Annotated in this window: 17 protein-coding genes and 1 tRNA gene; 14 read left to right on the top strand and 4 right to left on the bottom strand. The window is 65.0% G+C overall.

Annotated elements, in window-relative coordinates; genetic code table 11:
* The first annotated feature begins 28 nt into the window (after nt 1-28).
* The 10 genes from DY467_RS00730 (at nt 29) to DY467_RS00685 (ending at nt 8,653) form a co-directional block, all read left to right on the top strand.
* Complete coding sequence (locus tag DY467_RS00730) at nt 29-565, top strand: ubiquinol-cytochrome C chaperone family protein (protein WP_107355803.1); 537 nt, start codon at nt 29-31, stop codon at nt 563-565.
* A 17-nt stretch (nt 566-582) separates the two neighbouring features.
* A complete protein-coding gene (locus DY467_RS00725) occupies nt 583-1,149 on the top strand; it encodes a YceD family protein (protein WP_164633656.1) in 567 nt (188 codons plus the stop codon).
* Nucleotides 1,150-1,389: 240 nt separating this feature from the next.
* Entirely contained in the window at nt 1,390-2,451 is a 1,062-nt protein-coding gene (gene plsX, locus DY467_RS00720) for a phosphate acyltransferase PlsX (RefSeq protein ID WP_164633655.1), read from the top strand.
* On the top strand, nt 2,448-3,425 hold the full coding sequence (locus tag DY467_RS00715) for a beta-ketoacyl-ACP synthase III (protein ID WP_107344666.1): 978 nt from the start codon (nt 2,448-2,450) through the stop codon (nt 3,423-3,425). The genes plsX and DY467_RS00715 overlap by 4 nt, the downstream gene beginning before the upstream one ends.
* Nucleotides 3,426-3,559: 134 nt before the next feature.
* Nucleotides 3,560-3,916 carry an integration host factor subunit alpha gene (locus DY467_RS00710; RefSeq protein WP_164633654.1) on the top strand — a complete coding sequence of 119 codons (357 nt, stop codon included), beginning with the start codon at nt 3,560-3,562 and terminating at the stop codon, nt 3,914-3,916.
* 14 nt (nt 3,917-3,930) lie between these two features.
* Nucleotides 3,931-4,656, top strand: coding sequence for a MerR family transcriptional regulator (locus DY467_RS00705; protein WP_164633653.1), 726 nt, complete (start codon nt 3,931-3,933; stop codon nt 4,654-4,656).
* A gap of 333 nt (nt 4,657-4,989) precedes the next feature.
* Nucleotides 4,990-5,067: transfer RNA gene (locus tag DY467_RS00700), tRNA-Pro, on the top strand.
* A gap of 148 nt (nt 5,068-5,215) precedes the next feature.
* Nucleotides 5,216-5,443, top strand: coding sequence for a hypothetical protein (locus DY467_RS00695; protein WP_164633652.1), 228 nt, complete (start codon nt 5,216-5,218; stop codon nt 5,441-5,443).
* A gap of 317 nt (nt 5,444-5,760) precedes the next feature.
* Complete coding sequence (locus DY467_RS00690; RefSeq protein WP_164633651.1) at nt 5,761-8,055, top strand: TonB-dependent receptor; 2,295 nt, start codon at nt 5,761-5,763, stop codon at nt 8,053-8,055.
* Nucleotides 8,056-8,215: 160 nt separating this feature from the next.
* A complete protein-coding gene (locus DY467_RS00685) occupies nt 8,216-8,653 on the top strand; it encodes a hypothetical protein (protein ID WP_164633650.1) in 438 nt (145 codons plus the stop codon).
* A 115-nt stretch (nt 8,654-8,768) separates the two neighbouring features.
* Here the strand turns inward: DY467_RS00685 and DY467_RS00680 are convergent, their stop codons facing one another.
* Nucleotides 8,769-9,086, bottom strand: coding sequence for a hypothetical protein (locus DY467_RS00680; protein ID WP_164633649.1), 318 nt, complete (start codon nt 9,084-9,086; stop codon nt 8,769-8,771).
* Between the two features lie 223 nt (nt 9,087-9,309).
* Here DY467_RS00680 and DY467_RS00675 point away from each other — a divergent pair, with 223 nt between their 5' ends.
* Entirely contained in the window at nt 9,310-10,278 is a 969-nt protein-coding gene (locus DY467_RS00675) for an SDR family NAD(P)-dependent oxidoreductase (RefSeq protein WP_164633648.1), read from the top strand.
* A gap of 39 nt (nt 10,279-10,317) precedes the next feature.
* A complete protein-coding gene (locus tag DY467_RS00670; RefSeq protein ID WP_164633647.1) occupies nt 10,318-11,103 on the top strand; it encodes a DUF169 domain-containing protein in 786 nt (261 codons plus the stop codon).
* Nucleotides 11,104-11,263: 160 nt separating this feature from the next.
* Here DY467_RS00670 and DY467_RS00665 read toward each other — a convergent pair whose 3' ends face one another.
* Nucleotides 11,264-12,820: an undecaprenyl-phosphate glucose phosphotransferase gene (locus tag DY467_RS00665; protein WP_164633646.1), complete on the bottom strand. Its 1,557-nt coding sequence runs from the start codon at nt 12,818-12,820 to the stop codon at nt 11,264-11,266.
* A 109-nt stretch (nt 12,821-12,929) separates the two neighbouring features.
* Complete coding sequence (locus tag DY467_RS00660) at nt 12,930-14,072, bottom strand: glycosyltransferase family 4 protein (RefSeq protein ID WP_164633645.1); 1,143 nt, start codon at nt 14,070-14,072, stop codon at nt 12,930-12,932.
* A 269-nt stretch (nt 14,073-14,341) separates the two neighbouring features.
* Between DY467_RS00660 and DY467_RS00655 the strand changes: the two genes are divergently transcribed.
* Complete coding sequence (locus DY467_RS00655; RefSeq protein ID WP_164633644.1) at nt 14,342-16,702, top strand: GumC family protein; 2,361 nt, start codon at nt 14,342-14,344, stop codon at nt 16,700-16,702.
* Nucleotides 16,703-16,782: 80 nt separating this feature from the next.
* On the opposite strand, the gene DY467_RS00650 is transcribed toward DY467_RS00655, so the two are convergent.
* Entirely contained in the window at nt 16,783-17,976 is a 1,194-nt protein-coding gene (locus DY467_RS00650; protein ID WP_164633643.1) for a GNAT family N-acetyltransferase, read from the bottom strand.
* Nucleotides 17,977-18,106: 130 nt separating this feature from the next.
* Between DY467_RS00650 and DY467_RS00645 the strand changes: the two genes are divergently transcribed.
* The gene (locus tag DY467_RS00645) at nt 18,107-19,150 is read left to right on the top strand and encodes a polysaccharide deacetylase family protein (protein ID WP_164633642.1); all 1,044 of its coding nucleotides are present in this window, start codon (nt 18,107-18,109) and stop codon (nt 19,148-19,150) included.

Genomic DNA, 19,150 nt, shown 5'->3' with positions numbered 1-19,150 from the left:
CCGTACGGGCCCGGACCTGGAACCCGCAATGATTTGGCCGTTCAATCTGCTCCGTCCGCCCCGGACGCCGCCGCGCGGCACCATTGAAGCGATCTATGGCACGATCGTGGCGCAGTCGCGCCTGCCGGTCTTTTACCAGCAATTCGGCGTCGCCGACACCGTCAACGGCCGATTCGAGATGCTGGTGGTCCATCTGTGGCTGGTGCTGCGGCGGATTCGCAGCATCCAGGACGCATCGACCTTCGCCCAGGCGCTGTTCGACTATTTCTGCAGCGACCTCGATGCCAACCTGCGCGAGCTTGGCGTTGGCGACCTGTCGGTGCCGAAGCGGATGCAGGCGTTCGGCGAGGCGTTCTACGGCCGTTCGGCGGCGTACGATCTGGCGTTGACCGAAGGCCGCGAGGACCTCGAGCTGGCGCTGAACCGGAACGTTCTCGACGGCGCCGACATTGAGAACGCGCGCAAGCTGGCGGTCTATGTCGGGCAGGTGATCGACGCGCTCGACGCGGTGCCGCCGGCCAAGCTGCGCAGCGGCGAGCTGCCGTTCCCACAGCCGACCGCTTAAGACGAGGACTTTCGACGATGGCGAGCGAAGACAATCCGTGGAGCGTGCCGGTAGTGGTGCTGCAGATTCCCGAGACCGGGCTGCACCGCGATATCGTTGCGAGCGCCGCGGAGCGGGAGGCGATCAGCGCACTCGGTGATCTGCGCGGGGTCGCGGAGGCCACCGCGTCATTTGATCTGAAGCCGTTCACTGACGGCCGCGTCCAACTCACCGGACGGGTGCGCGCCAAGGTGACGCAGACCTGCGTGGTGACGCTCGATCCGGTCGACAACGTCATCGACGAGAGCGTCGATCTCACCTTCCTGCCGCCGGAGCAGATTCGCGAGCTGTCCGACACGGTCGACGAGGAGGGCGAGCCCGATCCAAGCGATCCGCCGGAGGCGATCGAACGCGGCATCATCGATATCGGCCGTGTCGCCACCGATGCGCTGTATCTCGGGCTCGATCCTTATCCGCGCAAACCGGACGCGGTGTTCGAGCCGGTCGTCGACCGCGACGATCCCGATATGAACCCGTTCGCGGCGTTGAAAGCGCTGCAACAGCCGGTGGGCTCCGAGAGCCCGCGCAAGCCGAAAAAGGGCTGAGCGGACAGCGTCCGCCCAGCCGCCGCAGACGCGGCCTGTTCGCAGCCGAAAATCATGCGCACACGCTACGAAATGCGACTTAAATCTGCCCGATCAAGATGTTGTATCGGGGCGGAGAATGGCTATTGTCCGGCCAAATCGGTGTGCAGCGCTGCACGCTTTTCACCGCCCCGACGGGGCTTTTTTTGAGTCCACGGCCAAGCGCACAAGGTCGCAGGCGATCAGGCTTCCGGAACGCCCATGCCTCTAAAAGTTCGAATCGCGCTCGACGCAATGGGGGGCGATTTCGGCCCCTCCGTCGTGATACCCGGCGCGGCGATCTCACTCGGCCGGCATCCGGACGTTGAATTCCTGCTCTACGGCGACGCCAAGCTGATCGAGAAAGAGCTGGCCGCGCATCCGGCGCTGCGCAAAGCCTCGCGTGTGATTCACACCGACGTCGCCGTGGCGATGCACGACAAGCCGAGCGTGGCGCTGCGCCGCGGTCGCTACAAATCGTCGATGTGGCAGGCGATCGATGCGGTGAAGAAGACGGAGGCCGACGTCACGGTCTCGGCCGGCAACACCGGCGCGCTGATGGCGATGGCGCGATTCTGCCTGCGCACGCTGCCGGGCATCGACCGTCCGGCGATCGCCGCCACCTGGCCGACGATGCGGGGCGATTCGGTGGTGCTCGATCTCGGCGCCTCGATCGGCGGCGACGCGCAGCACCTGAAGGCGCTCGCCATCATGGGCGCGGCGATGGCCAGCGTGCTATTCGACCTGGAGCGTCCGACCGTCGGCCTGCTCAACATCGGCGTCGAGGAGATCAAAGGTGGCGAGGAGATCCGCGAGGCGGCCGAGTTGCTGCGCGCGATGAATTCGCAGCGCTTTGATTTCATCGGCTTCGTTGAGGGCGACGGCATCGGCAAGGGCGCCGCCGACGTCATCGTGTCGGAGGGCTTCGCCGGCAATATCGCGCTGAAGGCCGCGGAGGGCACTGCCCGCCAGCTCGCGGAATATTTGCGCGCCGCAATGTCCCGGACCTGGCGGTCGAAGATCGGCTATCTGTTCGCGCGCGACGCCTTCAAGGCGCTCAAGGACAAGATGGACCCCAACAAGTCCAACGGCGGCGTTTTCCTCGGGCTTAACGGAATCGTGGTCAAGAGCCACGGCGGAACCAATGCCGAGGGCTTTGCCTACGCGGTCGATGTTGGCTATGACATGGTCCGCTACGATCTCCTGACCAAGATCAATCAAACGCTCAATCGTGATGCCGGCGCGTTGGTCGCGACGCCGAGCGCTCAGGAGGTTGTCTCGTGACGGTGATTCGTTCGGTCGTACTGGGCTGCGGCGCTTACTTGCCGGAGCGGGTCCTCACCAACGAAGAACTGGCCCGGACGGTCGACACCTCGGACGAATGGATCGTCCAGCGCACCGGAATCCGCGAACGCCACATCGCCGCCGATGGCGAATTCACCTCGCATCTGGCCACCAAGGCCGCCCAGGCGGCGCTCGACAATGCGGGCCTGACCGCCGATCAGATCGACCTGATCGTGCTGGCGACCTCGACCCCCGACCACACCTTCCCGGCGACCGCGGTGCAGGTTCAGGCCGCGCTCGGCATGACCCACGGCGTCGCCTTCGACCTGCAGGCGGTGTGCTCCGGCTTCGTGTTCGCGGTCGCCACTGCGGACAATTACCTGCGCGCCGGCTCGGCCAAGCGGGCGCTGGTGATCGGCGCCGAGACCTTCTCCCGCATCCTCGACTGGAATGATCGCGGCACCTGCGTGCTGTTCGGCGACGGTGCCGGCGCGATCGTGCTCGAAGCGCAGGAAGGCTGGGGCACCTCGGCCGACCGCGGCGTGCTGACCACACATCTGCGTTCGGACGGCCGTCACAAACACAAATTGTACGTCGACGGCGGCCCGTCGAGCACCCAGACCGTCGGCCATCTGCGGATGGAAGGGCGCGAGGTATTCAAGCACGCGGTCGGCATGATCACCGGGGTGATCGTCGACGCCTTCAACGCCTCCGGCACCAGCGCCGACAATGTCGACTGGTTTGTGCCGCATCAGGCCAACAAGCGGATCATCGACGCCTCGGCGCAGAAGCTGCACATCGCGCCCGAGAAGGTGGTGATGACGGTCGACCGCCACGGCAATACCTCGGCGGCCTCGATTCCGCTGGCGTTGTGCACTGCGGTCGCCGATGGCCGCATCCAGAAGGGCCACCTCGTTCTGCTCGAGGCGATGGGCGGCGGCTTCACCTGGGGCGCCGCGCTGCTCCGCTGGTAGTTGTGCGCGTAAAATTTTAGCAGCATTTCCATGGCGTTCGGTGCTAACTTTGAGACGCGGTGGAGTTGACCGCCGGTAGTTAACCTCTTAATTTCAGCGCGGATTTTTTCTTTCGCCGTGAGGTGGGGCAGGCGATGGCCGGACGAACAGTCACACGTGTCGATCTATGCGAGGCGGTCTACCAGAAGGTCGGCCTGTCACGCACCGAGTCGTCGGCATTCGTCGAACTGGTGTTGAAAGAGATCACCGACTGCCTCGAGCGGGGCGAGACGGTGAAGCTGTCGTCGTTCGGGTCGTTCCTGGTCCGGCAGAAGGGGCAACGCATCGGGCGCAACCCGAAGACCGGCACCGAAGTGCCGATCTCGCCGCGCCGGGTGATGGTGTTCAAGCCATCGGCGATCCTGAAGCAGCGCATCAACGCCAATGGTGCCGTGCCGGCAGCCGACGACGAGTCTGAAGAAAACGCAGCCGCAAGCGCATCCGGCAGCTGACGGGGAGCTGGCCTTTGGACAAGGCACCCGACGCATTCCGCACCATCAGCGAGGTCGCAGCCGAGCTCGACATTCCGCAGCACGTGCTGCGGTTCTGGGAAACACGGTTCACCCAGATCAAGCCGATGAAGCGGTCGGGCGGGCGGCGCTACTACCGGCCCGACGACGTCGATCTGCTCAAGGGCATCCGCCGTCTGCTGTACGGCGAGGGCTACACCATCCGCGGTGTGCAGCGGATCCTGAAAGAGCACGGCATCAAATCGGTGCAGCGGCTGGCCGACGCCGAGGTCCACGCCAGCTTCGGCGCGGTCGAGGCGGCGATCACCCGGACCGTGGCCGAGGAAGAAGAGTTCGAGCCCGTCCCCGGCGGCATCGACGCCGATGACGACGACTACGATGGCGAGGACGAAGGGCTCGACCTGCACGCCACGATGGCCGAGCCGGATCGGCGCGCAGCACCGGCAGCTTCGCCGCGACGTACCCTTGAGGCCGAGTCGCGCCATGCGCCGCGGTTCGATGATCATGAGGACGATGACCACGACGACGATTTCGCCGTCGAGCCGGCTCCCGTCATGGCAGCTCCCGGCCGCGCACCGCGGTTCGATCTGCCGCCGCTGGAGTTCCCCGCCGCCAAGGCGCCGCCGGCTCCGCCACCGGTCGATCTCGCACCGCTTCGCGCCGCACTGACCGATCTGATCGCCTGCCGCGAACTGCTCGACGCCGCGATCAAGGACGGCTGAGGACGGGCGACGGTCTTGAGCAGTAATCTCAAGAATCAGGCCTAAGGTTCAACAGAGCTTTCAGTTTCTGCCTTGACCGGGCTTGTCCGGCCATCTCCGATTGAGTTGGCCTGCGAAGATTTCAGCGCAGTCGGCTTACTGATCCCCAGGAACACGCTCGGGCAATCGAGTGTGGTGACCTGGGAGCGGAAACGGCGGGCTGCACCTCAGGTCGGGGCGGATCAGATGAACAGGTCCAACCCCGCATTCTTCGCCAAACACGCCCCCGAATTGATCCTCCGCAGCTTGCGCGAACGCGCGATCGCCGCTACAGCATCAGGGCCGAAACGGCATCGGAGCGTGGCGCAGCCCGGTTAGCGCACTAGTCTGGGAGACTAGGGGTCGAAGGTTCAAATCCTTTCGCTCCGACCATTCATCGGCCTTCGGTATTTTTTTCATCGAGTGCGGCGCGCGTTCGGGCGCGCGTTATTCTGCCTCAGATCCATCCATAGAATTTAGGCGGGTCGCGGCCGCCAGGTCCGACACTCCTTGTCGAGACGAGCTTTAGAGGGCGCACGACATGTCGTCGTTCTGGCAATCGGTGAAGAACGCCTTCATCCCTTGGCGGCTGCTGGAGCGGGACGGAGACGATGACGGCGCCGGTATGCGCACGATCGAGTTCGGGCAGACCATGATCGATGGGACGGCTGGCGACGGTCTTACCGACGTCACAGCCGCCGTCCATCACCACTCCCACGATGATCTGCCAAGTCATCCGGCGCCGGATAAAGGGACTGCGAATAGCTAGGTTGGCGCAATCGCCGGGCGACGTCGGAATTACTACTCGCTCCGAAGTAACGGTTCTCAGAATCGATCAAAAGACAATCTGACATGACAATTTGTCGCATCTCGGGCTTGCTTCGATACGCACACTCGCAAGCGCTGTGCATCAGCTAATCGCTGACAGGCGTTGAAGAACCTTCCATCAACTAATCACTTGTCGATTGTGCTCATTCGTCCGCGTCGCGCGGCCGGTTTGAGGTATTCTATGCTGCAACCTCGTGTTCGGACGGACATGCTCGATTACAGCAGCGATGGCGCTGGGCCTCCCAGCAACATCGGGGCATGGGCATGTTTCAAACAACAACAAAAGCGACAGGGCGAACTCTTCTGCTCTGCACCGTCGGTGCGGTCGCGCTGACGATTCCAATTCCGCAGGGCGCGCAAGCGCAATCCAATCTGCCGGCCGTCACCGTCGATGCGCCGCGCGCCGAGCGGGCGCGCACCGCGCGTCCGGTCGCCAGTACGCGCGCCGGCACCACGCGACGCGTTGCCGCTCGCCGGGAGGCGCGGCCACCTGCACCGGTCGCGCCGGTGCCTTACGTGACGCCGTCGACCGGCACGCTCGGCGCACTACCGGCCAGCTACGCGGGGGGCCAGGTCGCGAGTGGCGGGCAGGTCGGTTTCCTCGGCAATCGCAGCCTGCTCGACACGCCATTCAGCCAAACCAACTACACTGCCAAGCTGATGCAGGATCAGCAGGCGCGCACGATCCGCGACGTCGTCGCCAACGACCCCTCGGTGCGCGCGGTGACGTCCGCCGGCGGCGGACAGGACGGCTATTTCATCCGCGGATTCTACTACGACGTCGGCGATCTGGCGCTCAACGGCATGTACGGCATGGCGCCGTTCTGGAGCGTCGGCGCCAATTTCATTGAACGGGTCGAAATCCTGAAGGGCCCGACCGCGCTGCTCACCGGCATCTCGCCGCTCGGCGCGGTCGGCGGCAGCATCAATCTGGTCACCAAGAAGGCGCCAGATTACGACATCACCCAGCTCACCGCGACCTACGCGTCGCGCTCGCAATTCGGCCTGCAGGCCGATGTCGCGCGGCGCTATGGCGAGCACAAGGAGTGGGGCGTCCGCTTCAACGGCAGCTACAGCGACGGCAAGACGCCATTCGATCGGCAGAGCAGCGAATTCGGTAACGCCGTGCTGGGCCTGGATTATCGCGGCGAGAACGTCCGGGTCTCGGCCGATGTCGGTTATCAGGCCCACAACCTGAATCCGCCGATCCGGTTCTTCAGTTTCCAGTCGAGCGTTGTGCCGCTGCCGCCCGCGCCCGCGGCCAACTCCAACGCGATTCCGGACTGGGCCTACTGGAAGCCGAAGGACACCTTCGCCACGGTGAAGGCCGAAGTCGACGTTACGCCCGGGCTGACGGTGTACGGTGCGGCCGGCTATCATCAGGCCAAGATCGATTTCAAATTCCTGTCGCCGACCATCATCAACCAGGCGGGCGACTATGGCTCGCGCCCGTTCGCCGGCGAGCAGACGTTCACGGCCAAGACCGGTGAAGTCGGGGTACGCGGCGAGGCCGACACCGGGCCGATCAACCACAAATTCGTGGTGAACTACGGGGTATTCGATCGTCCCAGCGACAGCTCCTATCTGGGCGCAAACAGTCTCGTCGGATCGAACATCTACAACTACAAGGCGATCCCCGAACCGTTGTTCTCGATCCCGAGCAGCAACTCGGTCAGCCTGAAGCAGTGGAGCGTCGGGGCGGCCGATACGATGTCGATCCTGAACGGCGGCGTTCAGGCCGTGGTCGGCGTCCGCCGTCAGCACGTCAGCAACGGCTCGACCGATCTGCTCACCGGCGTCACCACCGGGCAGGACGGCGCAGCCTGGAGCCCGGCCTATGCGCTGCTGATCCGGCCGCTGTCGAACGTGACGCTGTATGCCAACTACATCGAAGGGCTGCAGCCGGGCACGACCGTGGGGATCGGCTATGACAATGTCGGCCAAGTGTTTCCGCCGTTCCAGACCAAACAGGTCGAGACCGGCGTGAAGGTCGACTTCGGCAAGATCAGCGTCACCGGCAGCCTGTTCGAGATCAAGCAGCCGAGCGCGATCGCGTCGAGTGCGAACGGCGTGTTGACGCTGTCGGCCAACGGGGAGCAGCGAAACCGTGGCGCCGAGCTCAACGTGTTCGGTGAAATGGCGCCGGGCCTGCGGCTGCTCGGCGGCGCCACGTTCATGGACGGCGTGCTGGAAAAGACCGACAGAGGTCTCAACGACGGCAATCGTGCGCCGGGCGTTGCGCGGGTCAACGTCAATCTCGGCGCCGAGGTCGACGTGCCGGGCGTCGACGGCCTGACGTTGACGGGCCGTGTGATCCACACAGGCTGGACCTACGCCAACGCCGCCAACACCCAGGTGCTGCCAGCGTGGACGCGGTTCGATCTCGGAGCCCGGTACACCTTCCTGTCGCCGTGGAATGGCAAGCCAATCGTGGTGCGGGCAGCGATCGAGAACGTGGAAAACGTGGCCTACTACGCGTCGTCTTATAGCGGTACCGCGATCGGGCTCGGCGCGCCACGGACCTACTTGTTGTCGACGACGTTCAACTTCTGATCGACCAGGGCCGTCCCGCGATACTTTGGCTGCGCGGGACGGCGGCGGCTTGCCGCGACGATCTGACCGCGACGGCCTCAGGTTACCGGCAACCCACATCCTTCCGCGGTTCATTGAAATGTCATAACGTCGTTGCATCGCGACAAGCGAGGATTCGACGATGCGACTGCGTGTACGGAAGGCCGCCCATTTTCTCGAACGAACCGGGCTGGCGCTGGCCGGCGCGGCGTGCGGCACCTTCGTCGGCGCTCATGTCGGCACCAGCTTCGCGGCCTTGACCACGATCGGCTTCCTGCTGGGCATGATCGCACTCGGCGCGATCGGGTTCTATCTCGGCATCGACATTCCGCCGCTGCCGTTCCACGGCGCCGACGAGGACAGTCGCGCCAGCGGCAAGATCGACGCCGCGGAGTTTCTCAGCGCATTCGGGACGTTTCTGGCGACGCTCGCGGCGTTTGCGTCCGTCAGCGCCGTGGTGCTGCGGCTCAACCTGCATTCGGTCTGGAGCTGGCTGATTTTGACCGGCTGGCTCGCCGGCGTGACGATGCAGATCACCGCCGGCGCGATCGCCCGGATACGCCGCGCGCACGCCCACTAAAGCTAGCTTTTATCCCCCACAAACGAAAACCGCCCCGGAGGGCGGTTTTCCAGCATCGTGGCGAGCTCTGCTTGGCCTGACCCGCCGCGCGGCGCGGGTAGGCTCCGCAGCGGGATTACTTGCGCCCGAGAAATCCGGCGACCGGCTCCGGCAGCGGGATCTTGGCGACGAGCTGCGGGGCGAACACCACCGCGGCGATCGCCAGCGCGATCAAGACCGGCAACAGTTCGAACGACGACACCTCGACCACGATCCAGATCGCCACGATCAACGCGGCAAGTTCGGCGGCGAAATATATCAGCACCGTGGTGAAGCCGGGCTTCGGCGACTTGGTCAGCGCCGGCGCCGTGAAGGCGACGAACACCGAAAACACCAGAAGCGCGACCAGCAGCAGGAACAGAAACGCCGCGGTCTGAAGGGTGGCTGCCAGCATGATCGGGGACTCCATAAGGATCGACTGAATCTGTCTGCAAGACTAGGGCAATTCACCGAATCGCAAAAGCGCGGCGCTGTCCGGGACGCGCCTGACGACGAATGCAGGCCGGCTGCAATGCACCGCGACGGACTCGCGCAAGCGATGGCCTGCAGCTAAGCTCGCCCCTGCAGCTCCGGCTCGAACCGGCGCGCATCAAAAATCGGGAAGGGACGACGCGACCATGAGGGATTTCGCTGGCAGGATTGCCGTGATCACCGGCGGCGGCGCGGGGATGGGGCGCGAGCTCGCCCGCCAACTCGTCGCCGAAGGCTGCCACGTCGCGATCTGCGACGTTGCGCAAACTGCGATGGATGAAACGCGGCGGCTGTGCGAGGCCGACGGCCTGCCGCAAGGCGTGCGGATCACCACCCACGTCGTCGACGTCTCCGACGAAGCGCAGATGCAGCGGTTTCGCGACGAGGTCACCGCGCAGCATGCCACCGGCTGCATCCATCTGTTGTTCAACAACGCCGGCATCGGCGGTGGCGGCAGCATGATCGCCAATTCCCGCGAACAATGGGAGCGTACCTTCAACATCTGCTGGGGCGGCGTGTATCTCGGCACGCGCATTTTCCTGCCGATGCTGATCGCGGCCGACCACGGCCACATCGTCAACACCTCGAGTGTCAACGGCTTCTGGGCCTCGCTTGGACCCACGGTGCCGCACACTGCCTACAGCGCCGCGAAATTCGCCGTGAAGGGATTCTCCGAAGCGCTGATCGGCGATCTCCGGCTGAATGCGCCGCATGTCCGCTGTTCGGTGGTGATGCCGGGCCACATCGGCACGTCGATCATGACCAACTCCAGGCGGATCCAGCTTGGCGACAGCTCCGACGAACTCAGCGCCGAAGAAGTCGCCGGCATGCGCCAGCGCTTGTCGGCGGCCGGGATTGATCTGTCGCAGACCTCCGACGACGACCTTCGCGCGATCGCCAAGGAGCGGGCGCGGAGCTTCCAAGAAGACGCGCCGACCAGCGCCGCCGCGGCGGCGCGCAGTATCCTCGACGGCGTGCGCCGCGGTGATTGGCGCATCCTGGTCGGCGACGATGCTCATGCGCTCGACGCTCGCGTTCGCGCCATGCCGGAGCGCGCCTACGAGGTCGAGTTCTACCAGAGCTTCGCGGCCGAAGTCGGCTGGCGGCTCGGCTGACCGCGACCAAGACCAATAACAAACCGAAGGGAGCCCGCCATGGATGCCGCCGCCGCGCCGGAGCGCATCGATCTCGCCGGCCTGGTCGCCGATCTCAACGCGCTCTTGCGGCTGAAGACCACGGTGATCGGAATGAAGCTGTTCCGGACCGTCGCCGAGATGGAGGCGGTGCCGAAGATCCGCCGGCCGAACGCGATCCACACCACCGACCAGATCGTATCGATGGCGTCGCGGCTCGGCTGGACCGTCGGTATCACCGCCGCCGATCTGGTCGGCGAACAGTGCCGCGCGGTGATCGGCCTAGCGCCGCAGGACGAGCAATGGCTCACCGGACGGTCGTACGTCGGCGTCTGGCATGCAACGCAGGAGGACGCCAGCGCCCGTCAGCACGCGCTTGACGTGGTGCCGTTCGGCCATCACCAGGCGATGGCAGTTTCGCCGCTATCGAGCGGCCGGCTCGATCCGCCGGACATCTGCCTCGTCTATGCAACGCCCGGTCAGATGATCATCCTGATCAACGGGCTGCAGTATGCCGGCTACAAGAAGTTCGAATGGAGCGTGGTCGGCGAAACCGCCTGCGCCGATTCCTGGGGCAGGGCGCTGAAGACCGGCGAGCCGAGCCTTTCGCTGCCGTGTTTCGCCGAGCGCCGCTATGGCGGTGTGCCGGACGAAGAGATGCTGATGGCGCTGAGCCCAGCGCATCTTGCCAAGGCGATCGACGGCATGAAGCAGCTCGCCAAGAACGGCCTGCGTTACCCGATCGCACCATACGGCATCCAGGCCGATGTCCGGGCCGGGATGGGTGTGTCATACGGGAATAAGTAGCAAGCTCTCATTCTCGTCATTCCGGAGCGCGAGCGGAAGCTCGCGAACCTGGAATCTCGACGTGGTGAGGCACGACGTTTCAACAATCTTGGGATTCCGGGTTCGCCGCTACGCGGCGCCCCGGAATGACGGTGTGGGGAGCGCACGTGAAACGAGCGCCTCAGTACGCGTTCTCGCCCTTGAGCAGCGCCCACGGCGTTCTCAGCAGGATGTAGAGATCGAACAGCACCGACCAGTTTTCGATGTAATACAGGTCGAACTCGACGCGCTTCTGGATCTTCTCTTCGTTGTCGATCTCGCCGCGCCAACCGTTGATCTGAGCCCAGCCGGTGATGCCCGGCTTGACACGGTGGCGGGCGAAGTAGCCGTCGACGGCTTCGTCGAACAGCCGGCTCTGCAGCTTCCCTTGCACCGCATGCGGGCGAGGGCCGACCAGCGACAGGTTGCCCTTGAACACCACATTGATCAGCTGCGGCAGCTCGTCGAGGCTGGTGCGGCGGATGAAGCGGCCGACGCGGGTGACACGCGGATCGTTGCGGGTGACGACCTTGGAGGCGGTCGGGTCGGCCTGGTGGTGATACATCGACCGGAACTTGAGCACGTCGATCCGCTCGTTGTTGAAGCCGAACCGCTTCTGGCGGAACAGCACCGGACCCGGACTGTCGAGCTTGATCGCCAGCGCCACCAACGCCATCACCGGCGCCGCGAGCAGCAGGATCAAGCCGCCGACCACGCGGTCGAACACCTGCTTCATCACCTGATCCCAATCGGTGATCGGGGCTTCGAACACGTCGAGCGTCGGCACCTTGCCGACATAGGAATAAGCGCGCGGCCGGAACCGCAGCTTGTTGGTGTGCGCCGACAGCCGGATGTCGACCGGCAACACCCACAGCTTCTTCAGCATGTCGAGGATGCGGGTCTCGGCCGAGATTGGCAGCGCGAACAGCACGAGGTCGACGCGGGTGCGGCGGGCGAATTCCGGAATGTCGTCAACCTTGCCGAGCTTCGGCACGCCGGCGCAGGTGGACTGCGAACGGGCGTCGTTGCGATCGTCGAACACACCGAGGATGCGGATGTCGGAGGCGTCGGCGTGCTCGGCCTTCAGCGCTTCGATCAGCTTGGCGCCATTAGCGTCGGCGCCGACGATCACGGTGCGGCGGTCGAGCCGGCCTTGCGACGCCCAGTGCCGCACCAGCGCGCGCACTGACAGTCGCTCGATGATCAGCAACGCGAGCCCAGCGAAAAAGAACGAACCCAGCCACAGCCGCGACACTTCGCCGCCAAGCTTGGCGAAGAACGATGCGCCGATGAACAGCAGGAATACGATCGACCACGTCGAGATGATCCTGGTCATTTGTCTCAAGGTGCCGCGGAACAGCTGCACCTCGTAGAGGTCGGCTGCCTGGAATGCGACGATTGCGGTCGCCGTGGTGCCGAGGATCGCCGCGATGTACTCCCAAGCAAAGCCATCGCGGCGGACCACCAGCGCGAAGTACAGCGCGATGCCGACGGCGGCGATCACAAGGAAATCAGCCAGGCGGACGGAGCCGGCGATCACGATCGGCGAAAACGCCGGCGGAACCTTCTGATTGGCAACGGCGAGGGCGGCCGGCGACAAACGCTTGCGGCGTTCCACGCGCGGCGCACCGTCGCCGTTGGCGACCACGGCTTCCGTCGCTGCAGCGCTGATCATCGAGCGTGCGCTGATCGGCTCCATCTGTTCATGTCCGTCTCTTGCGTCGGCACGACTTTGTCGTCCGGCGAACTCCCCCGGTCCGGGCCTTAACGGAAAAGTCGCAAGAAACGGTTAGCGCGACCGCCGACGCTCAGCGCTGCTGTGCCAAGGCTTCGCGGTAGCCGGCGAGCACGCCTTCGACCATCGCCTTTTGCGAGAAGTGCAGAAAGATCCGCTCGCGGAGCTGCCTGGCCCGGTCTCGGGCCGCGTTCAGGTCGTCGAGCGCGGTCGCGATTGCCTTCGCCATCGCGGCCGGATCGCTCGGGGCGAACAACGCGTCGCGATGGTCCGGACCAAAGATCTCCGGGATGCCGCCGACATTGGCGGCGATCATCGGGACGCCGGCAGCGGCCGCTTCGATCACCACATAGGGCATGGAATCGCCGCGCGACGGCACCACCAGCAGACGGCCCTGCGCGAAACCATGACGAGCTTTCACGTGGCCGATGAAACGCACCGCGGCGCCGAGATCGAGCCGCGCCACCTGCGCCTTCAACGCCGCGGTTTCTTCACCGTCGCCGCCAAGCGTCAGCGTTACGGAGCGGCCCTCGGCCCGCAGCCGCGCAATCGCGTCGACCAGCAGATCGGCACCCTTGATGTGGCGGAATTCACCGACGTAGCAGACGTCGGTGGCATCGGCCGCCAGCGAAACCGGATCGAATTCGCCGGCGGTGACGCCGTTGAATACGCAGCGGACCAGCCCCTCGGGCTTGCCGATCATGCGCTCATAGGTTGAGCGCGCGAACTCGCTCTCGAACAGGAATAGTTCGGTGCGGTTCATCGAGAGCCGCTCGAGCCGGCTGTAGAGCTGCCCTTTGAACGTGGTCGTCGGATAGTGCAGCGAGCCGCCATGCGGGGTGTAGACCCGGATCGAGCCGGCCGGCCGTGGTACCACGCGCATGAAGATGCCGGCCTTGGCGCCATGGCCGTGCAACACGTCCGGTCGCAGCGTCGCGATCAGGCGAACGAAGCGGCCCCAGACGAACAGATCGGTGATGCTTGGCTCGCGGCGGATCGGTAGCCGATAGACGCCGAGCTTCATCTTCGGCGCGATCTCGTCGAGCGCGGCGACAGCGCGGTCGCCGCCGGTGAGGCTGTCGGTGATCAGGGCGACGTGATGGCCGCGATCAGCCTGGCCGTTGGCGAGATCAAGGATATGGCGGATGATACCGCCGACCGGAGCGCGCACCGCATGGACGATCCGGAGCGGCTGATCCTGAGTGGCAGCGGTCATCGGATCGCCGGTGCGCACAGCACGCCGCGCCATCCGCCGTAACAGCGCGCAGCGGGACAGAAGCCAGTTAGAATGGCGGCGCGGGGCATGGATTGATCCGGAAAAGTCGATTCCGATTAATCGACTTTCGTGGTTAACAAAACGTGTTTGCGTAAGCGCGGGCAGCATGAATTAGTTACTCGTCTACGTCGAGATTAACCGCGCAGCAACCTTAATGGTTTGTAGTCGGAACCGAACTGACGGTTGGTCGCGTCACGTAGGAGTAGACAATGCGGATCGCGTTCTGGCGCCGGAACACCGACGAGACGGCGAAGGCATCAGCCCCATTGCGCGAATCTTCGACCGCCGCAACTTCAGCAGCTGCAACCGAAACCGCCGCGGCTCCCGCGCAGAAGCCTGCGATTCGTCAGGCGATCTTCAAGCGCCCCCCAACTCGTACCGTTCAGATCGAAAAGCCGTCACCGCTGCCGCCGGACGGCGACATCGACGTGCGGCTGATCGGGCAGGCGCTCGCCCGCAAAAAGCATCTGATCATCGCGCCGACGCTGCTTGCGCTGGTCGTCTCGCTGGCGATCGTGAACCTGATCACGCCGCGCTACAAATCCGAGGCGCGAATCCTGATCGACGGCCGCGAGAACACCTTCCTGCGTCCGAGCGGCGATCGCGACGATCAGCGCAGCGGCCCGGACCCCGAAGCGGTGACCAGCCAGGTTCAATTGCTGCTGTCGCGCCAGCTCGCGCTCGAGATCATCAAGAAGAACAAGCTCGCCGAGCGGCCGGAATTCGATCCGGTGCTGAAAGGCATCAATCCGATCAAATCGTTGCTGGCGCTGATCGGCATCGGCCGCGATCCGTTCGCGATGACGCCGGAAGAACGAGTGCTGAACGCTTACTATGAGCGGCTGACCGCGTATGCGGTCGACAAGTCGCGGGTGATGGTGGTCGAATTCCAGTCCGAAGATCCCGAGCTTGCCGCGCGCGTCGCCAATTCGATCGCGGACGGCTATCTGGTGCTGCAGCAGAACGCGCGTCAGGCGCAGGCCAAGGCGGCAGGGCAGTGGCTGTCCGGCGAGATCGAGTCACTACGCAAGAAGGTGTCGGAGGCCGAAGACAAGGTCGAGGACTTCCGCTCCAAGTCGAGCCTGTTCATCGGCACCAACAACACCACGCTGTCGAACCAGCAACTCGGCGACATCAACGCCCAGCTTGCCAACGCCCGTGCGCTGAAGTCCGATGCCGAAGCCAAGTCCCGGCTGATCAAGGAGATGCTGAAGAGTGGCGGCCCGATCGAAGCTTCCGAAGTGCTGAACTCCGAACTGATCCGCCGGCTGTCGGAGCAGCGGGTCACGCTTCGCGCGCAGCTCGCCGAACAGAGCTCGACGTTGCTCGGCGGTCATCCGCGGATCAAAGAACTGAAGGCGCAGCTGTCCGATCTCGACCAGCAGCTCCGCGACGAAGCGGTGAAGCTGTCGCGTTCGTTCGAGAACGATGCACGGATCGCCAGCAGCCGGGTGGAGAATCTGTCGGCCAGTCTCGATCAGCTGAAGAAGCAGGCCTCGGCGACCAACGGCCAGGACGTGCAGCTCCGCGCGCTGGAACGCGAAGCCAAGGCACAGCGCGATCTGCTGGAATCCTATCTGGCGAAGTATCGCGAGGCGACGACGCGCGAGACGATCGACCAATCGCCGTCGGATGGCCGCATCATCTCGCGTGCGATCGTCTCCAACACGCCCGACTATCCGAAGAAGCTGCCGATCGTGCTGATCGCCACGCTGGCGACGCTGCTGTTGACTTCCGGCAGCATCGCGACCGGCGAACTGCTGCGGATGACCCAGCCGCGGGCTCGTGAGGTTGCTGCGCCGGCGGTTGTCGAGCCGGATTTGGTGCCGGTTGCGGCAGCGGCTCCCGTCGTGCGCCCCGCACCCGCAGCACCGCCGACCTTTGCTGCGCCGGCTGCGACCGCGCCGATCGTGGCGACGGCTCCAATCGAAGCTGCTCCGGTTGCTGCGCCTACCGCTGCCGCTGCGCCGGTCGGGGAAATCGAAGCACTGGTGCAACGTTTGCGCACGGCCGGTGAGGGCGGGAGGAAACTCACCGTGCTTGGCACTGGCGACACCGACTCGGTCACCACGACGGCGCTGGTGCTGGCCCGCCGGCTCGCCCAGGACGCCAAGGTTGTGCTGATCGACCTGTCGGAATCCTCCGCGATGCTGAAGGTCGCGTCGATTGATCCGGCTGCCCCCGGTCTTGCCGAATTGATGCTGGGTGAGGCGGCGTTCGGCCAGATCATCACCCGCGACCGCTCCTCGTCGCTGCAATTGGTCAGCGCCGGCAAGCCCGGCTTCGACCGGATGCTGCTGCATTCGCCGCGGCTGTCGCTGGCGATCGATGCACTGATGCGGGTGTATGACCACGTGCTGCTCGATGCCGGCACCGCGTCGGATCTGCCGGCAGAGCTGCTGACGTCGCAAGCGCAGGCCGCCGTCGTGCCGGCGCCCACGATGACCAGCGAGGCGCGCGCCAAAATGGCCGAGCAGCTCGTCGCGGTCGGCTTCTCTGAGGTGACGATGCTGCGCGCCGCCGAGCCAATTGATCCGATCGAGCCGGGACAGCGATCCGCAGCGGCTTAAAGCCATCAAACAGATCAGCGAGAAACGCCCGGGCTTAGTCCCGGGCGTTTTCCTTTGGGCAATCTGAAGGAACGCTGATCTCAGCGCGGCAACACGCTGCGCACGCGTTGCACCAACTGCATCATCGCCGGACTGTGCTTGACCGCGCGCTTGCCGCGGCCGATCGCCGACATCGCCGCCGCGGCGACCTGTCCGCGCGGTGTCAGCGGGATGAAGCTGTCAAAGATCGGCTCAAGGTCCTTGCAGAACATCTTCTTGTAGTCATCTGAGCCGATGCCGAGGTCGATCCAGCGATAGCCGCACGCGGCGTAGTGATCGATGATATGGCGCATCAGGATCAGGCCGGGGCTGTAGCGCGCCGCGTCCGACAGCGTGTAGGTGTTGAACATCATCGAGTAGCGGCTGCCGTCGGCGACGCCCGCATACATCGCGATCATCTCATCGTCGCATTCCAGCGCGTGGATTTCGATCGCGCGGCCGCCGCCGCTCAGCTCCGTGGAGCAGGCTTGGCGGATGAAATCGGCGACGCCGGGTTCGGCGAACACGTTCGGCAGATTCTGCGCCGCCATTCGCACCGGCTTGATCCGGAAGAACGCCTCGAGCAGGCGGTCGACATCGGCTTGCGTGCGCGCCTGGGCATAGCGATAGCCAGGCAGTTCCTGCAGCTTGCGCTCCTTGCCCTTGAGCCGGCGCCGCATCGAGTTGCTGATCAAGTCGCTCGGGGCCGCGCCGGGCGGCAGCACCAGCACCGGGCAATCGTTGACTGACGGCTGGTGGGGAAGGCGGGCCAACGGATTGGCGAGATCGTTCCAGCGCGCCGGCTGCTGTTCGAATGCAAGCAGATCGGCTCCGCCGATATCCCGCATCCGCCTGATCAGCTCGGCGATGTCGGCTTCGCCCGCGCTCGCCGCGAAATCACGCCGCCATAACGGCATGTTGAAGGTCGAGTGTTTACCGCCGAGGAATCCCGCCACGCGGACGCCGAATTTGCGTTCGAGACCCAGCGGCAGAAGCAGCAGCGGCCGGCGCTCGACGTCGCGCGCAATCACGATGAACGGCTGTCGGCCCTCGGCGTGACCGACATGGCGCTGCCAGGCACTGAGGAAATCGAACCGCTGATAGGGCGAACAATGCTGACCGGTCTGCTCGAGCGCGCGCCAGATTGGCTCGGCGGAGTCGATGTCGGGGATGATCTCGACGTCGGCGATCCGGCTCTGCGCGGCCGCCATGCGATCGGCGGTCCGGGCCTCGATCAGCTCGGCCATCATCGTCATCCGGCGATCCAATGAGAATAAACTAGGCGTGACTAGCGCAACGCTGCGGACCTTTACAAACAAATCTCAACAAAGCGTAATGATGACCTGCGAAACCGCTGCCGGTCCCGGCGCCGCAAAGGACTGAACCTTGTCGACGAACGGCTGGTGGACAGCGGCGCGGCTGCAGCTTGCTTATGCGAGCGGCGCTGCGCGCTTTTCGGAATGGAGGGGCGGCGGCTGCGGAGTGATCCTACGATTCGATCGGGTGCGTCCGGCGCGCCGCGACCGGTTTCAGCCGCTGCGCGCTCGCGAAATTACACCGCAGTTTCTCGACCGCCTGTTGCGGGCGCTGAGGCGCTGGAATTGTCCGGTCATCTCGCCCGCCGAAGTTTGCGCCCGGATCGCTCAAGGCGGCACGTCGGGTCGGTTCGTCTGCCTGACGTTCGACGGTGGCTCCCGCGATATCACCACCTTCGCTTATCCGATCCTGGCGCGGCACGCTGTGCCGTTCGCGGTGTATCTGCCGACGGCGTTTCCGGATGGGATCGGCGAAGCCTGGTGGCTGGCGCTGGAGCAGGTGATCGCGCGCACCGAGCGGATCGCGCTGCTGATCGACCACAACGAACGCCGGTTCGACACGGCGACGGTTGCCGACAAGGCGCAGGTGTTCCATTTCCTCGCCAGCTGGCTGCGCACCATGCCGCCCGCGGCACTCACCGCGGCGATCCAGGATCTGTGCAAGCGCTATGCGGTCGATCTCGCGGCAGTCACGCGCGAAGCTGTGATGGACTGGGACGAGATTGGCCGCCTTGCCATCGATCCGAAGGTGACGATCGGCAGCGCAACGGTGAACTATCCGGTGCTGGCCAATCTGCCGGACACGGCGGCACAAAAGGAAATCGCAATGGGCCGCGCGGTGCTGCAGGCGGCGCTCGGCCGCGACGCCTCGCACTTCGCATATCCGTTCGGTGAGCGCAGCAGCTTCGGTCCGCAGCATGTCGCGATGGCCAAGGAGGCGGGGGTCGCCGCGGCGATGACGTCGATCCCCGGCGTGATCGGGGCAGGCCCGATCGATCCGCTGGCCCTGCCGCGGATCGCCTGGGATGGCCGGGAGAGCTCGCTGCGAGATCTGCGCGTGATCCTGTCCGGCCTGATGCCGGATGCGGCACGAGGCATCGGGCGGAGCAGCTAG

The organism is Rhodopseudomonas sp. BR0G17 (assembly GCF_010907025.1).
Classification (GTDB): Bacteria; Pseudomonadota; Alphaproteobacteria; order Rhizobiales; family Xanthobacteraceae; genus Rhodopseudomonas; species Rhodopseudomonas palustris_H.
The sequence above is the reverse complement of the archived record's forward strand: the minus strand, read 5'-3'. Positions and strand labels throughout refer to the sequence as shown.

Excerpts from the sequence above, each read along its gene's own strand:
- DY467_RS00730 (WP_107355803.1), top strand. The coding sequence starts at position 29 with ATGATTTGGCCGTTCAATCTGCTCCGTCCGCCCCGGACGCCGCCGCGC.
- DY467_RS00725 (WP_164633656.1), top strand. The coding sequence starts at position 583 with ATGGCGAGCGAAGACAATCCGTGGAGCGTGCCGGTAGTGGTGCTGCAG.
- plsX (WP_164633655.1), top strand. The coding sequence starts at position 1,390 with ATGCCTCTAAAAGTTCGAATCGCGCTCGACGCAATGGGGGGCGATTTC.
- DY467_RS00710 (WP_164633654.1), top strand. The coding sequence starts at position 3,560 with ATGGCCGGACGAACAGTCACACGTGTCGATCTATGCGAGGCGGTCTAC.
- DY467_RS00695 (WP_164633652.1), top strand. The coding sequence starts at position 5,216 with ATGTCGTCGTTCTGGCAATCGGTGAAGAACGCCTTCATCCCTTGGCGG.
- DY467_RS00690 (WP_164633651.1), top strand. The coding sequence starts at position 5,761 with ATGGGCATGTTTCAAACAACAACAAAAGCGACAGGGCGAACTCTTCTG.
- DY467_RS00685 (WP_164633650.1), top strand. The coding sequence starts at position 8,216 with ATGCGACTGCGTGTACGGAAGGCCGCCCATTTTCTCGAACGAACCGGG.
- DY467_RS00680 (WP_164633649.1), bottom strand. The coding sequence starts at position 9,086 with ATGCTGGCAGCCACCCTTCAGACCGCGGCGTTTCTGTTCCTGCTGCTG.
- DY467_RS00675 (WP_164633648.1), top strand. The coding sequence starts at position 9,310 with ATGAGGGATTTCGCTGGCAGGATTGCCGTGATCACCGGCGGCGGCGCG.
- DY467_RS00670 (WP_164633647.1), top strand. The coding sequence starts at position 10,318 with ATGGATGCCGCCGCCGCGCCGGAGCGCATCGATCTCGCCGGCCTGGTC.
- DY467_RS00665 (WP_164633646.1), bottom strand. The coding sequence starts at position 12,820 with ATGGAGCCGATCAGCGCACGCTCGATGATCAGCGCTGCAGCGACGGAA.
- DY467_RS00660 (WP_164633645.1), bottom strand. The coding sequence starts at position 14,072 with ATGACCGCTGCCACTCAGGATCAGCCGCTCCGGATCGTCCATGCGGTG.
- DY467_RS00655 (WP_164633644.1), top strand. The coding sequence starts at position 14,342 with ATGCGGATCGCGTTCTGGCGCCGGAACACCGACGAGACGGCGAAGGCA.
- DY467_RS00650 (WP_164633643.1), bottom strand. The coding sequence starts at position 17,976 with ATGACGATGATGGCCGAGCTGATCGAGGCCCGGACCGCCGATCGCATG.